This is a genomic window from Serratia sp. 4542 (assembly GCF_016805595.1).
GTDB classification, from domain to species: Bacteria; Pseudomonadota; Gammaproteobacteria; order Enterobacterales; family Enterobacteriaceae; genus Serratia; species Serratia nevei.
In genome coordinates, this window is record NZ_RXKV01000009.1 from 91,773 (window position 1) to 107,005 (window position 15,233).

At 50.9% G+C, this 15,233-nt stretch carries 10 protein-coding genes and 1 tRNA gene; 1 reads left to right on the plus strand and 10 read right to left on the minus strand.

What is annotated here, in order from left to right; genetic code table 11:
* Positions 1-48: 48 nt before the first annotated feature.
* Positions 49-2,214, minus strand: coding sequence for an ornithine decarboxylase SpeF (speF, locus tag EKL15_RS11180; protein WP_048234788.1), 2,166 nt, complete (start codon positions 2,212-2,214; stop codon positions 49-51).
* A gap of 704 nt (positions 2,215-2,918) precedes the next feature.
* Between speF and EKL15_RS11185 the strand changes: the two genes are divergently transcribed.
* A tRNA-Phe gene (locus EKL15_RS11185) sits at positions 2,919-2,994 on the plus strand.
* 618 nt (positions 2,995-3,612) lie between these two features.
* On the opposite strand, the gene EKL15_RS11190 is transcribed toward EKL15_RS11185, so the two are convergent.
* Genes EKL15_RS11190 through EKL15_RS11230 form a run of 9 tightly spaced genes read right to left on the minus strand, consistent with a single transcriptional unit; the run spans position 3,613 to position 15,169 of the window.
* Entirely contained in the window at positions 3,613-4,029 is a 417-nt protein-coding gene (locus tag EKL15_RS11190; protein ID WP_089186899.1) for a ParB N-terminal domain-containing protein, read from the minus strand.
* Positions 4,030-4,036: 7 nt separating this feature from the next.
* Complete coding sequence (locus EKL15_RS11195) at positions 4,037-5,221, minus strand: aminotransferase class V-fold PLP-dependent enzyme (protein ID WP_203089490.1); 1,185 nt, start codon at positions 5,219-5,221, stop codon at positions 4,037-4,039.
* Positions 5,190-6,350, minus strand: a complete 1,161-nt coding sequence (locus tag EKL15_RS11200) for an ABC transporter substrate-binding protein (RefSeq protein ID WP_100395909.1) — start codon at positions 6,348-6,350, stop codon at positions 5,190-5,192. Before EKL15_RS11200 ends, EKL15_RS11195 begins: the two co-directional genes overlap by 32 nt.
* Positions 6,347-7,573, minus strand: a complete 1,227-nt coding sequence (locus tag EKL15_RS11205) for an MFS transporter (RefSeq protein ID WP_060422630.1) — start codon at positions 7,571-7,573, stop codon at positions 6,347-6,349. The genes EKL15_RS11200 and EKL15_RS11205 overlap by 4 nt, the downstream gene beginning before the upstream one ends.
* A 2-nt stretch (positions 7,574-7,575) precedes the next feature.
* The gene (locus tag EKL15_RS11210; protein WP_060441029.1) at positions 7,576-8,733 is read right to left on the minus strand and encodes an NAD/NADP octopine/nopaline dehydrogenase family protein; all 1,158 of its coding nucleotides are present in this window, start codon (positions 8,731-8,733) and stop codon (positions 7,576-7,578) included.
* Complete coding sequence (locus EKL15_RS11215; protein ID WP_060441028.1) at positions 8,733-9,746, minus strand: PLP-dependent cysteine synthase family protein; 1,014 nt, start codon at positions 9,744-9,746, stop codon at positions 8,733-8,735. Before EKL15_RS11215 ends, EKL15_RS11210 begins: the two co-directional genes overlap by 1 nt.
* Before the next feature lie 11 nt (positions 9,747-9,757).
* On the minus strand, positions 9,758-11,158 hold the full coding sequence (locus tag EKL15_RS11220; protein WP_100395908.1) for a Y4yA family PLP-dependent enzyme: 1,401 nt from the start codon (positions 11,156-11,158) through the stop codon (positions 9,758-9,760).
* 11 nt (positions 11,159-11,169) lie between these two features.
* Positions 11,170-13,275: a TonB-dependent siderophore receptor gene (locus tag EKL15_RS11225; protein WP_060441067.1), complete on the minus strand. Its 2,106-nt coding sequence runs from the start codon at positions 13,273-13,275 to the stop codon at positions 11,170-11,172.
* Between the two features lie 34 nt (positions 13,276-13,309).
* Positions 13,310-15,169, minus strand: a complete 1,860-nt coding sequence (locus EKL15_RS11230; protein WP_060422613.1) for an IucA/IucC family siderophore biosynthesis protein — start codon at positions 15,167-15,169, stop codon at positions 13,310-13,312.
* Positions 15,170-15,233 lie beyond the last annotated feature (64 nt).

Here is a 15,233-nt window from a genome sequence, read left to right on the forward strand (position 1 = left end):
CGTTCCGCGTGGATAAATGAGAAGGGCCGGTGCAAACCGGCCCTTTTTCTATGGCTTGATCATATAGCCGAAGATACGCTTCCAGCCGTGATCTTTTTTCTCGATGTAGACCCCCTGCAGCTCCGGCGAGAAGCCCGGCAGGCGATTGATCCCCTCTTCCAGCGCCAGGAAGTAGCGCTGCACCGCGCCGCCCCACACTTCGCCCGGCACCACGCACAGCACGCCCGGCGGGTACGGCAAGGCCCCTTCCGCCGCGATGCGCCCTTCCGCCTGGCCGATGGGCACCAGCTCGACGTTATCGCGGATAAACTCCACGTTGGCGTCCTGCGGGTTCATCACCACCGGCGGGAAATGATCCTGGCGGAACATCTCCTTTTGCAGCTGTTTGACGTCGAAGCTGACGTACAGATCGTGCATCTCCTGGCACAGCCGGCGAATGCTGTAGCCGCGGTAGCGCTGCTCGTTCTTGCGGTACACCGTCGGCAGCACCACGCTCAGCGGCGCGTCCTCTGCAACATAGCGCTCGAACTGCGCCAGCATCTCCACCAGGTGCTCCATCTTGGCCGGGTTTTCCGCCGGGGTCAGCAGGAACAGGATCGAGTTGAGATCGCACTTCTCCGGCACGATGCCGTTCTCGCGCAGGAAGTTGGCCAGAATGGTGGCCGGCACGCCGAACTCGGTGTATTGGCCGGTCGCGGCGTCGATGCCCGGCGTGGTCAGCAGCAGCTTGCACGGATCCACCAAATACTGATCCTGGGCATAGCCTTCGAAGCCGTGCCACGTTTCCCCCGGCACGAAGGTGAAGAAGCGCGCGTCGTTGGCGATAAGGTCAGTATCGTGATCCTGCCAGTCTTTGCCCGCCACCTGCTGCGGAATAAACGGCTTCAGCTGCGAGCAGCGCTTGAGCAGCTGTTTACGGGTCTCGATGCCCAGCTTGACGCAGTCCATCCACATGCGGCGCCCGGCGGGGCCGGCGTGCATCTTGGCGTTGACGTCCAGCGCGGCGAACAGCGGATAGAACGGGCTGGTCGACGCATGCAGCATGAACGCGTTGTTCAGGTGTTTGTGGTTGCAGTGGCGCTTTTGCCCTTTGATGTGGTCGTCTTTCTTATGGATCTGCGACGTCTGCGAGAACCCCGCCTGCTGTTTATGCACCGACTGGGTGACGAAAATGCCCGGATCGTGTTCGTCCAGCTCCAGCAGCAGCGGCGAACACTCTTTCAGCATCGGGATAAAGCCTTCGTAGCCCACCCAGGCGGAGTCGAACAGGATGTAGTCGCACAGATGACCGATGGTGTCGATCACCTGGCGAGCGTTGTAAATCGTGCCGTCGTAGGTACCGAGCTGGATGATCGCCAGCCGGAACGGCCGCGCCGCCGCGGCTTTCTCCGGCGCCACTTCGCGGATCTGCTCACGCAGGTAGCGTTCGTCGAAGCAGTGCGCATCGATGCCGCCGATAAAGCCGAACGGGTTACGGGCGGTTTCCAGATAGACCGGCGTGGCCCCGGCCTGGATCAGCGCCCCGTGGTGGTTGGATTTATGGTTGTTGCGATCGAACAGCACCAGATCGCCACGGGTCAGCAGCGCGTTGGTCACCACCTTGTTGGCCGCCGAGGTGCCGTTGAGCACGAAGTAGGTTTTATCGGCGTTGAACACCCGCGCCGCGTGCTTTTGCGCATCCTTGGCCGATCCTTCGTGGATCAGCAGATCGCCCAGCTTGACGTCGGCGTTGCACATATCGGAACGAAACAGGGTCTCACCGTAGAAATCGAAGAACTGCCGGCCGGCCGGGTGTTTGCGGAAGAACTCACCGCCCTGATGCCCCGGGCAGGCAAAGGTCGAGTTTTCCATCTCGACGTAGGTCTTCAGCGTTTTGAAGAATGGCGGCAGCAGCGCCTGCTCGTAGGCGTCGGCGGCGGCCTCCAGCTGCGCCATGTAGAACGGCTTGCTGGCGCCGGCCAGCAGCGCGAAAACCCCACTGACGAACGGCAGATAGTCCGGCGAGAGATGCTCGTCCCCTTCCACCGCCACGAAGGTCGGAATGTCGAACCCCGTCGCCTGCAAGCGCGCCAGAATGCCGGCGTTCACGTCGGCGACCGACACCACCACCGCCGCCACGTCGGTGTAGTCCGTCTGCTCTACGCGCACGATTTGGCGCAGCGTCTCAATGGTGGCGACCAGGCTGGCGCTGGTCGCGATTTTCAATTCTTTCATCATTCTGACTCTCAAACGGTGAAGGATGAGGGTGTGCCACCGGCACGGTAATGAGATAACGCGGTTATCCCGGTAAAGCGATACCCGGGCACGGCAGCATAAGCGGCGTGCGTGACCGGCTCATGATCGGGGATCATCAGGCGGCTATCGGGGGAACTGGTCTTGGCAGCGTCCGACAGGCATCAGTAAAATCAGGGCCATAGCGCTGGCTTTACGCATGCCTAACAGCGAGCATCAGGCGGCCTTACCGCATGGCCGGCAGGCGTATTCGGGCGGATGACGTGCGAAGGAGACAACGGCGGAACGGTGGCGGCGTCAGATGTCTGGTGCGCAGCAGCGCTTGAGCAACAAAACCAGTCATGCCAATAACCCTCTGGCTTATAAGAAGCGGGAACACCGTCAGGGAACGGAGAGTGCTAAAATTTGCGCAATGATTGCATGATTCGTTGCGGGGTTCAAGCAAGAATCGCCTTGGTTTAACGCGCATTAATTTTAAAATAATGCATTGTTATTTAACTAAAAAATCATAAAAATCCATATTAACGACGGTATAAATACACGTTTTATATGCATATTTATTGAATGACGATACCCTCCCATTCCCCACTCTGCCGGGTTCGCTGCCTGAAAATAGAGCAACCGATCGGCTTTGTGACAGAAAGCGATTGACGCCACCCGGCCAATACGGTTTAATGCGCCCCGTTGCCCGGATAGCTCAGTCGGTAGAGCAGGGGATTGAAAATCCCCGTGTCCTTGGTTCGATTCCGAGTCCGGGCACCATATTTAGAGAACCCAGCCTATGGCTGGGTTTTTCGCTTTCTGGAGTACGGACTCTCCATCGAACTACGTTCGATTATTCGGCCCAAAGTCCTCACCCTGCGGGCCAGCGCTAAAGCGCTGTTCAACGCGGCGCAGGCGCCGGTTGTCCGAGTCCGGTCGCCCTATTTAGAGAACCCAGCCTATGGCTGGGTTTTTGCTTTTCAGGGACAGGACTCTCCATCGAACTGCGTTCGATTATTCGGCCAAAGGCCTCACCCTGCGGACCAGCGCTGAAGCGCTGTTCAACGCGGCGCCAGCGCCGGTTGTCCGAGTCCGGTCGCCCTATTGAGAGAACCCAGCCTATGGCTGGGTTTTTGCTTTTCGGAGCCAGGGCTCCCCATCGAACTGCGTTCGATGATGCGGCCAAGGGCCTCGCTCGGAAGAAGGCAAAGTGCAGCGCGTGGTCGATCTGCGGCCGCGCTGAGGCGCAGTACATACATAGCGGGACATCAGCAACGTCCTAAGCTCGAGGATTGGCTCAATGGCTGAGTGTCTAAAAGCATCCGCTGCAATGCTCTCGTGCAGAACTACTCCTACAAAACGGACTCCGGCATTGATCGCGACCAGAGCCGAGAAGAACTATATAGTTAATGAACGTATACCGAATAACTGTTTGAGCTGAAAATCAACGGCTGGAAGAACCGGTGAAAATAAATGACGAGTGGTTTTATACGGAAAAATTTTTCCCTGGTTGACTATGTGGTCTCTGATTTTTAACGGGCAGAAGGGCTCACCATTATTCCAGTCGTGTACTCTCACGCGTATATCAGTATAATCAAGCAATATACAAGGAAGGTACATTAGCCCAAGATTATTGGCCACACGATATCGATGGTTGCCATCCATAATGATCCCCGTGTGCTTTTCAATGGGAACGGGTGTTATCCATTTTTGGCAACGCGCTATCTCCTCTGTTAATGCTATAACATGTTCCATGTTGACCTCTTCAGAGGGACGGATCAAGGCAACTGGGTGTAATATTACCTCATACTGCATGTTCACCTCACCTGAAATTTTCAAGGGCATTAAGTAAGATATCTATCTCATCTTCACTGTTATACGCATGAACGGATGCACGAACGACTGACTCCAGCCCACGATTTCGCATGTCAATGAATGTCGAACTAAATCGAGAACATGAGACATTAATTCGACGTGGTTGAGCCGATAGGTATTCCTTAACAGATTCAGCTGTTTTATTTTTAACTGTAAATGTAACTATTCCTGATAGATTATCTCCTTTATCCTGTAACTGAACGTGCGGTATACATTTCAGGCCTAAGCGAAGTTGCTTAGCCAACTTAAAAATTCTTTGCGTTACTTTATCTTGCCCTAACGAAAGCGCATATTTCGCGGCAGCCCCCAGGCCAAGCCTGTCAGCGATATTTGCCTCCCAGCATTCGAATCGTCGGGCTCCCTCGCTAATATGATAACTCTGCTCATCTATAAGTCTTGCAGCATGGTGATCAAGCCACACCGGTTCAATATTCGAACTCAGGGTGCTGTCCATCCATAAAAAACCCGTACCGCGTGGAGCTCGCAGGTATTTACGCCCTGAGGCTGTTAACACGTGGCACCCAATTTTTTGGACATCAAGTTGTAAATGTCCAATACACTGGCAAGCATCAAGGAAAAACCACACGCCAGCATCACGAGCAAGGGCGCCCATTTTTTCTACCGGCTGTATTGGTCCCCCATGAGTTCCCAGTATTGGGAGGCTGATTAATCTGACCCGAGGGTTGCCAAGGGCATGTTGTAATTGCTTCAGACAAACAGCCCCCTCCTCATCCGCTTCCAGAATCTTGATCTGAATGCCATCACGTTTTTGTCGTTGCAGGTAAGGTATATAATTACCTGCATATTCAGTGGTCGAAGTCAGGATGATATCTCCAGGGCGCAAGGGAAGAGAGTAGAATGCGATGTCCCAGGCCCGGGTAGCATTTTCCACAAGCGCGATATCTGCAGGCTTTGCCTGGATCATTTTCGCCAGATAACCATATATATCACCAAGCCATTGGCGCTCACTCTCTGCGGCTTCATACCCACCGAGGGTAATTTCTTTTAAATAGTGTTCATGCACAGCCTGTATAACCGGGACAGGCATTAAGCTTGCTCCTGCATTGTTAAAATGAATAACATGCTCAGTCCCTGGCGTGTCAGCGCGGAGTTGTGCCAGACTTAACGTCATGGTTATTCTCCTCTTTTTTCAGGCTTACCATATACCCGGATTGATACGGAACGGGAAGAAATTCCTGATGCATACGACGGAATGTGTCATCAGGGGCCAGGTCCGCGAATAATTGTGGATGTATCCATCTGGCGAGTTGCTGGATGGCAATAACGTCATACGGGCTGTTGTAGAACTGATGCCAGATGGCGAAAAATGCGCTATTACGGCGGGCAGTGCTATCTGCATAAGCTGGACGGGTGGTGAACCATGCCAGCTTACGCCTGGACTCCTCGATATTGACGCCCGGTCCGAGAGGGATCCACCTTCCGCCAGGAACGAAGGCCTGAAAATTCCCGCTGGTGAGTATGACGACATCAGGATTTGCAGCTATCACCTTTTCAGGATTTAGCGTAAAAAATGAACCGGGAGCAAGATTGGCTGCGATATTGTCTCCTCCGGCTAATTTAACAAAACGCCCAAAACTCCCCTTGCCAAAGGTCATACAGCATTCTTCTGAATAACCTCCAAGACGTTCTAAAAATACCTTTGGCAATGGCTTCTGTAATTTTAAAGTCCTGGATATGACGCGTTGTAACTCACTATCGCGAAACTTTAAATAGGCTTCAGAGCGTTCCGATTGACCAAATAACTCGCCAAATAGTTTCACTGTAGGAGGAATATGTGCAATAGGGTCATACCGAAAATCCACATAGACAATTGGGATACCCGCACTGGCAAGTGCGGCTTCATACCCTGAGTCAACAATGGCATTTCGCGCATCCATATTCATGATAATGACGTCAGGTTTCAAATTAATAGCCTGTTCGATATCGAAGGTCCCTTGCTCGCTGCCTCCAAATGTCGGGATTTTCTCCAGTTGTGGAAACTGTTGCCGGTACTGCTGCCATGTTGCCGGATCTGACTGTATTAAATCTTTCCGCCAGGCCACTATCCTCTTGGCAGGATCTTCTTTATCAAGCATTGCGACCAGATACAGTTGGCGCCCTTCCCCAAGGATGACACGCTGTACCGGTAATTTGATGTTAACGGTTCGGCCAAGGAGATCGGTTACAGGCGTCACCGTCTGTTCAGCATGAGCAACTGATGAGGTTAACAATACAATAAAGAGCACAAGTCGTAATATCATTTTTCATAACCTATTTTCTTGTTGAATTCCCTTGAAGAACGGCTGATTTTTAACGTAATCATTAAAGTCATGGAATACATGACCACAACGCAAAGAAACAACGCTGACAACCCCGGCCAGAGAAGGACTACGCCCCCCAAAGCAATACCTATGATGGAGGCGAACTGGCTGATGCTCTGGACCACCCCCAATATATACCCTTGCATACCTTCGGCTGTTGTGCGCGAAATTAATGCGGTAAGCACAGGCGTGGTTGCGCCAAGGAGAATTCCCCATAAAAAATAAAGCCCGATAAACCAGCTGGTTTCCCTTACTGTAGCCAGCAGCAGCGTTACCAGGATACATCCCATGATGATCCCCACCATTCGGTAGAGCGTGCTGGCTATATCGTGCGCTTCAAACCATCTTGCCCAGAGAGACGCTGATACAATCACTCCCGTAGCCTGTAATCCATAAGCTAATCCTGTTAGCCAATTAGGGGCATTGAACACCGTGCTGACATAAAGAGAAAAAGGCGTTTGCGTAATCATGCGGCTCATTAATAACAAGCCAAGAACCGTCAGTAAGCCAACAATGACGCCATTGTTGATTCCAGTTGGAGTCCTTTTCTTATCTTTTGAATGAACAGCTGAAGTAGACGAGACTCCATGAGGAGCATCAGCAGGTAATATGAAAAGAACAATCAGTGCACATAGCGTACAAATAATGAATGCGCTGACGTTTATCCAGAAGAAACTCAGTAGATCGAGAATGGCTCCCCCGATAATCGCCCCTGCCAAAGAGCCTGCGTTGGTCGACACCTGCAACCAGGCAAAAAGTCTCGTACGCTGTGCCGCTGGCACCATTGCAATACCATAGGCCTGCGCCGGCGCAATATAACCCGCACAGGTACCCTGTAAAAAACGTAAAATAAGCACCAGCCAGACGTCATTGGCGAAAGCAAGCCCAAGTTGCGTTAATGCCAGGCCCATCAGTGCGCGGATCATCATGACTTTATTGCCCGTTTTGTCGCCTACCCGCCCCCAGAATGTGCTGGTTAGCATAACGCCAAGCATCGGTGCTATATACACCCCTGTGCCAGCGATGCTCAGTAGTTCTGTGGACGTCATGCTTTCGATATGAAGCGGCCAAAAAGGGCCGCTCATTTCCATCGCTCCCATCGAAAGCAGTTGCACGATAAACAGAAACTGGACAATAAAAGTCACACTGCCCGTTACGCGCATCCTCATTCCCTCCTTATCGTTGGCCAATCGGCGGGGATCGGGGAGCGGGCAATCTTCCCTCCCATATACTCGCAACACCAGTAATAGATTTCTTCTATATATGGTGTTGGCACCTTGAGCCTCTGGCCGATTAAAACCAGCAGGCTTAAACCGCAGCCAATATCTTCCCGAAAGACCCGATGGTTTTTGTCAAAAATAAAAGTGTCGGATCGCCCTTCGCGGATCAGAGGCAGCGGGATCCCCTCATAGGCCTTATTCGTTCGTAAAATACTGAGGAGTGTTCTGGGGTCAGAAATTGAGTCACCGTATGCCTCGACTATTTCCTGCTGCAATGGCTGCACAGAGCTGAGATCGATACCCAGTGAAAGTTCGGCAGCTTTACATAAGGCCTGATTTTCCTCATCACAGCGAGCAAGGAAATAAGCACCGAGTTCAGGGCAATCACTCCACCAACACGGAATATGATTGAAAGCATGCCCGTGCCACTGCCCCCATGGGCCGATGAGGCCATAAATGACGGAACTGTGCATGATTGGATTTCCTGGTGTAAGGGTAATCTCCAGATAATTAGAAAGCAGAGTGACGGGAGCCTCATAAAGCTGCCTCAGATAATCAAGCAGAATATCGGTATTCTCAGGTGTTTCCCGGCGATGAACAGCCACGTACAACTGTGATTTCTCCCCCCCTATCCTGACACTTTTTCCGGGTACAAGATCAAACGCAATATGGGGGACATCTTTCATGCCCCATATAACAATATTCGATAAGCCTCCAAATGCTTTTTCTGCCAGCCAGTCAAATCCGCCAAAACCGGGAATGGCTCCGACGAAGACCTGCTTATGCCGGGGCAGCGCTGGCGCGATGCTTTGAAGCACGCTTTCGCGTACATGGCTTGGGGCAGTAATGATAATGAGATCTGCAGCGGCGCAGGCTTCATCGACTGACGCCGTCATCCTGACGGCAGAGGCTTTTATGACATTTGCGTCAGGCATGATCGCATGCAACTGAGCGCCACTGCCTTGATATGCGGTGACAGTTTCTGGCCGGCTAGTGTAAAGAGTTACTGCAACTGCGGGATTTTGACTGAATAAAATGGCAGCAAGGTGGCCCGTACGGCCGGCCCCACATATTGTTACCCTTAACTTCTCGCCTGAGAACATTATTCTCCCTCCTGAACAGAAGAGAGTGCAAACCAGCCATCAAGTTGCTCCCAGACTTGCTCGGAGAGAAGATCCCGTTCTTTGAGCCACTCCTCATTGAAGATCGTATTTAGATATTTTTCACCGCCATCTGCAATAACGAGAGCCACATTCCCCCGAATCGTTCCATTATTGATAAATTCCAACGCTTTATATATTGCACCACCGGTAGAACCGCCAACAAGCAGCCCGAAACGGCGCGCAAGATAGCGTGCAGTTTCAAAAGCGCAGACGTCGGAAACCTGTTCACCATAATCAATGCAGCTGTAATCCAGAACTAATCCGACGGTGTCTCCTTCCGGTGTGCCGGTCCCTGATTGATAATAGGGTTTTCCTGGCTTGCCAAATACGATAGAGCCTTCTGGCTCTACCGCGATCGTAACTGTATCCGGATTATGAACCTTGAGGCCATGCGCTATCCCTGTCATCGAACCGCCAGTGCCAACACATCCAATCCACGCGTCGACTTTGCCAATCTGGCAGATAATTTCACGCACCAGGTCTGCATATCCACCGGCATTGGCCGCATTATCTGATTGGTTCATGAAAACTGCGCCGGGTATTTCACCTGCAATTTCAGCCGCCATACGCTGTCGTTCCACAACCGCGACTTCATTTTCACCATAATTACCCTTAACGTAACGAATATCTGCTCCCAGAGCTCGCATGATGGTAATTTTATCCTGAGCGGCATGATGGTCCACCACTGCAATAAATTTAAGCCCAAATTCGATAGCCGCAATGGCCAGGCCGATCCCCGTATTTCCTGATGATGATTCAACAATCGTCCCACCTGGTTGGATCCGCCCTGATTTCAGCGCCGCAACAATCATATTTCTGGCCATGCGATCTTTCATGCTCCCGCCAGGATTGTTCTTCTCCACTTTGATATAAAGACGAGAGTCAGATTGCGCCAGCGGTAATTGAATGACGGGAGTATTGCCAATCAAATCAGTTACTTTTCTGAAGATCATTTTACAACTCCTTAATTGTCAACGGTAAAAATGAGGTTTTGGCGCGAGCTCATGACAGCGGTCAGTCTTGTGGGGAGCGGGTGCCGGTGGAACTGGTTTTCCAGTAAATCCATTTGGTAACCAGCGGTATTGGCAAATATCAGCAAGTCGCCCGGTTCAGGCAGGTTCTTGAATGCAATCAGACGGTTAGTTATAACGTCCTCGTCAAGGCAACTATGACCCGCAATCCATGCTTTCGCAGCAGGAGATGGCTCATGAGAATTCTGACGAATATGAAGCGGATCGCTTAAGAATTCAGAGTTAAACCACGTTTCGCATGCACTGAAGCTACTTCCCTCGACAAAAATAACGTATCCGGAATCACCGTGAGGCCGGACTCGACATACACGAAAAACACTTATGGCGCTCTGGTTGGCCAGACTTCTTCCGGGCTCGACACACAGCGTTAATCCTTCATCGATTAATGCATCGCAGACTCTTTTACCCACAGGGCCCGCACCGCCAAGAAACTGAGTGAGCCAGTGCTCAGCGTTTATATCACCACCATAGGGATAGAAAGCATCCGGGACCCGTCGAGTACGATAGTTTTCCTGCGTCTGTGAGGATAGCCATGCCTTATAGCAATTCCCCTCTACATACTGAACGGGCAACCCTCCCCCGATATCGATAATGCATGGGGAATGGCCAAGACTACGGGCGCAGGCAATCAACGGTAATGTGTCAAAAAAAGCGTTAACCCTGGATACGGGCGAGTAGCCACTAAGATGGAAATGGAAGCCATCGATTTTTAATGGATTACAGGTCTCGAGTTTCTGAAGCACGGCACTCACTTCACTGGATGACATACCAAAACGGCTGGTATGGCTGAACGCGGGGCGAAGGCGCAGTAGTATACTGATTCGGCCTGTCGGGCTTTTCCAGCATTTAGCTACTTCCATGAGATCGTCCATTTCCTCGACTGAATCCACGACAATCCGCGCCCCCTGCAGAATTAACTCCTGCAAAAAACGTATTGTTTTTGCAGGACCGGTGGCACACAAATCGGTGCCTCTGCATCCAGCGCGGATAGCATCGTTGAGCTCATGCAGGCTGGATACATCAGCCCCTGTTCCGGCAGCGACGGCAGCCTGTAATAACGACTGTGATTTATTGACTTTAACGCCATAATAAAATTTCGCTTCAATACCAAATCCCGCCGTAATAGCAGCCATCGCATTGAAATTACTCTCCACGGTATGCGGCCAAACAATATTGAGCGGAGAACCGTAAATTTCTGATAAGCGAACAAGAGTATCAGGGGACGTCTCTAACCATCGGGCAATAACAGGATCCACATAGGGGGGTAATTCTCTGGCAGGGCTTACCCGCCATGAAGTGGTTTCCCGGCAATAGGTATTTAACAGCGAAGCCATATTAAATCCTCTCAGAAATCAATGGTTACCGATGCAAGGAAGGTGCGTGGCGCTCCCTGCGCAATGGTGCTGTATGACGCCACGCCAGCCCAATAATGGCGATCTAACACGTTCTGAACATCAAAGCGGAAAGTTGCCGGTGTACCGTACACACGCGTTTTATAGGCAGCCCCCATATCTACCGTTGTCCAAGAACGGATAGACTGCGTATTCGCCTGATTGACGTACTGCTTCCCGCTGTAATTAACATGACTATTCAGGGACAATCCCCGTAGGACAGGGAGGTCATATTCCACACCCGCGTTTGCTTGTACCGGGGAGACGCCAACGGGTTTGTTACCACGAACGCCGGTGGAGGGAGATTTGGTGAGCTCAGCATCAATCAGGGAAAGGCTTCCTGACATTCGCAAATTATCAAGAGGTTTATGGGAGATATTCAGTTCAATTCCTCGGTTCCGCTGCTCGCTATTGGAATTGAATGTATTGCTACTGTCGATTGCACCACTCGGCTTCGTGATCTGGAAAAGAGCAAGACTGTTTTGGATTCCCGCCTCATCGTATTTAATGCCCACTTCGTATTGACGCGATCGGTATGGACGCATCACCTGACCTGCGTTTTGTGCCGTACCAGGGGCAACATCACCTTTGCTGAGCCCCTCAATGTAGTTGGCATACAGCGAAACGGGTTTCCAGGGACGGTAAACCAGGCCAAGCATCGGAGTGACGGCAGAGTCATCATAGGTGGATGAACGATCGCCATTAGCGGCGAAGTTATCGGCACGAACCCTTTGGAGACGCACGCCTGGCGTGATGTCAACACGTCCATCCAGTACGGTCATTGTGTCTGCAAGCGCGAGACCACTTAACTGGCTGGAGGAGGTTTTTGATACTCTGGCTGGCGCAGAAGGCAGGGTGACATCAACGTCTGACGGGGAATAAATATTGGAATCTACCGTTTGCCCCCAAGTGCTGGCGATTGCGAGGCGATCATGGTAATAACTGACCTGCAGCGTCGCCTGATGATCAATGGAACCGGTTGAAAAATAACTTCTTGCGCCAGCTTCTAAAGTATAACGATTCACCTTAAAGCGGAAATTAGTAATCGTCGAGACGACATCCCCTTTGTCGTTAATAATATTAGGGGTTTGCTCTGATATGCGTGAAACCATCGAGCGCCCACCGCCTGCATTCGCAAAAACGGTCACGTTGTCATTAATATCGTATTCTGTGTGTAGCAATGCCCCCTGATCCCGGATTTTCCACCACATCCCCTTTTGTGCGATGTTTGTCTTACCATCAGGAGCATCCGGAACATCAATGCCTGCAGCGACAGTGAAGGGGCGATTTGGGGATTTGACTCGCTGATATTGATCAAGCAGGTCAAGGGAAGCCCTCACCCCTCCGTTCCCATAATCGAGAGCAAGCGCGCCTAATGCCGTATTTTTATAGGCATTGTCGAGTGCCAAATCGCCACCACTACCGCCACCGTTAAAACGGATTCCCCACACCTCACCGTCCGGGGTAACCCACAATTTACCGACATCGACGTATGCACCGAGTTGGTTGTTGGACTCCCAGGTGGTGGTGAGTCGTTTAATATCCTGAGCTGTAGCCCTTTTAGTCACTGCGTTGATGACACCGCCAACCCCTCCATTCGGGGACATCCCATAGAGCCCCGCGCCCGGCCCCTTCAGTAACTCTATTCGTTCGAGATATTGCGGCAATAATTGATAATTTGGTGCCACACCATAGACACCATTGAGTGCCACTTCACCGGTATTGCCTTCACCAATAGGGAATCCACGGATCATGAAAGAATCCAGGATCCCGCCTGAAGGAGAGGTAACCCGCACGGATGAATCATTTTTTATAACATCGCCGAGAGATTTAGCCTGCCTGTCTTCAATGTATCGCGAGGTATATCCCTTGATACTGAATGGCGTATCATGAATGACTTTACTTCCTAATAAGCCAATGTTGGCTTGTTTGGATAGTTCATCTTCAGTTTGTGTAACAGCACTGTCGGCGGTAACGACAACGGTATCTTCCGCGTTCGCAATATAAGGAATTAAAATTTCTACAACAGCCAAAACCAGAAACTTCTTTCTACGATTCATAACCATTATCTCGAGTCCCAGAGTTACCGGCGTATCAATCAGCTAAAGGATTATTAAGGCCGTGCTGAAGTCGATAATCAGTATATTGTTGTAAATGCATGCTCATTAATGAGCGGGTATACCAGGGATGGTTCATAAAATGCTCGCGTTCCTGATGCCAGAAGCTGTCATCTAGCCTTGGGTGAAGTTCTTTAAATACACGGTCAAGTTCTTCGCCAATAACTTTCCACATACGGTTATCTTGGATGCAATAGAAGTGAGTCAGGCAAAGGGCGATTTCATGTAAATGACTGACAAGGCAAGCATCCACGACGAAGGTTCTGACGGGTTCAATATCATCTTCAAACACCGTGGGTAAAATGCCAGGCCAGATATAAGGCTTGAGTTCGTAACCTTGCTTACGGAGTGCCGGGGCCCAGCTGCGGCCATCGCCGAAGTCACGGATAAGCATGGCCACAGCGCGGCCGGAATCATCAAATAAAACCTGCGTATTTTGTTGGTGTGCTTCAAGCGCCACGCCATAAATCAAATACATAGCCAAGACCGGTTTCAGTATGATCCGGGTGTAATGACGAAACCATGTCTCAGGCGTGTATCCTGACAAGGCAATCAGCTCACTGATAAGGGGATCGGATTTATGCGGGAGGGCGGTAAATAGCGATGCAACCGTGATAGCCAATGAATTATCGTTTCTTTTCCACGCATCCGTACTACGAAACACGACGGAGAGAAACTTACCCTCAGCGTCATCCATACGATCTTTATGACGGAAGTGCCATGCGGCATCTTCCCGGAAAAAGTCGAGTTTGCCGTCAAAACCCTGCTCCACATCCAGGATATCCTCAATAATCGTACTAATACGCGGCCCCATGTGAATGGATTTAGCCTGGAGGCTACGCATCTCACTGGTCATCCATATGGCAACGGGCAATTTTATAAAAGGCAATGCCGGGGCCGTCGGAAGCATAGTTCTGAACGACATTGAGGGTGCGGTTTCAATTTCGGGACCAAATGGCAAAAGAATGCCTTCGTCTATTTCTTTGGCGAAATGACCCAAGACCCAATGTTCAAGATGCCAGGGGTGAAGGGGAATGGGCAGCCATTCTTGAGGGTTGTGATGTTGACTTTCGAGCCAGGCGCACCATTCACTCCAGACGCCAGGAAAGGCCGATGACAGCCATTGATGGGTATCCTGAACATGAGGCATCTTCTCGCAATAAACCATGTCGGCCTGTATGGCTCCCATGCGAAGAATGACTCGGGCTCCAAATTCGGCGGACAGGGCCTCGATGTCTTCATCGTTTAATCCAGGCCGGGACTTCCAGGTAGGATAATAAGGGTGGCCTTCCAGAGATCCCCACTGGTCCAGGAGAGTCGCCCCCTCTCTCAAACTGTGATGGCGTCTTATCCATTTAACAAAATAAGACTCCCCCTCTTTCTCCATGTCTTTAGTAATGCTATTCCGCCATTTTGACCGATGCGCTCTGGCCAGCCGGTCATTATGGATACTGTTAGCAACATCTTTATTGAATTTAGCTATACCCTCAGCCGAAGGGCTGAAACTAAATTCATTTTTCAGGACGTCGATCAGTTGTTCATGTGACAGAATCGGTGTTTTGCTCCCGTCGGCTGCCTCGAGGATAATATCACCACGATTAATAACACTATTCGCCGGAAAAACCGCCGTTAGATTTAGCCGAAGGGTATATTCTCCATCAGAGAGGCGGTAATTAACCCTACTTTTATCATCGAAAATCTCAAGTTTCTTTTCATCAAGTAGTTTTTCCGAAAAAAGACAACGAATTATTCGAGAGAGTGCGTTACGAGCCGAAAAATCAGGTTGTGTTGAAAGTGCCTGTCTCGCAAAGCCATTCTCCTCTGCCAGCTCCATCATATTTTCTCCCAAAGTAAGAGGGTTGAAACGATTAGGCGTAAATTGAGAACCTTAAGATCAACGT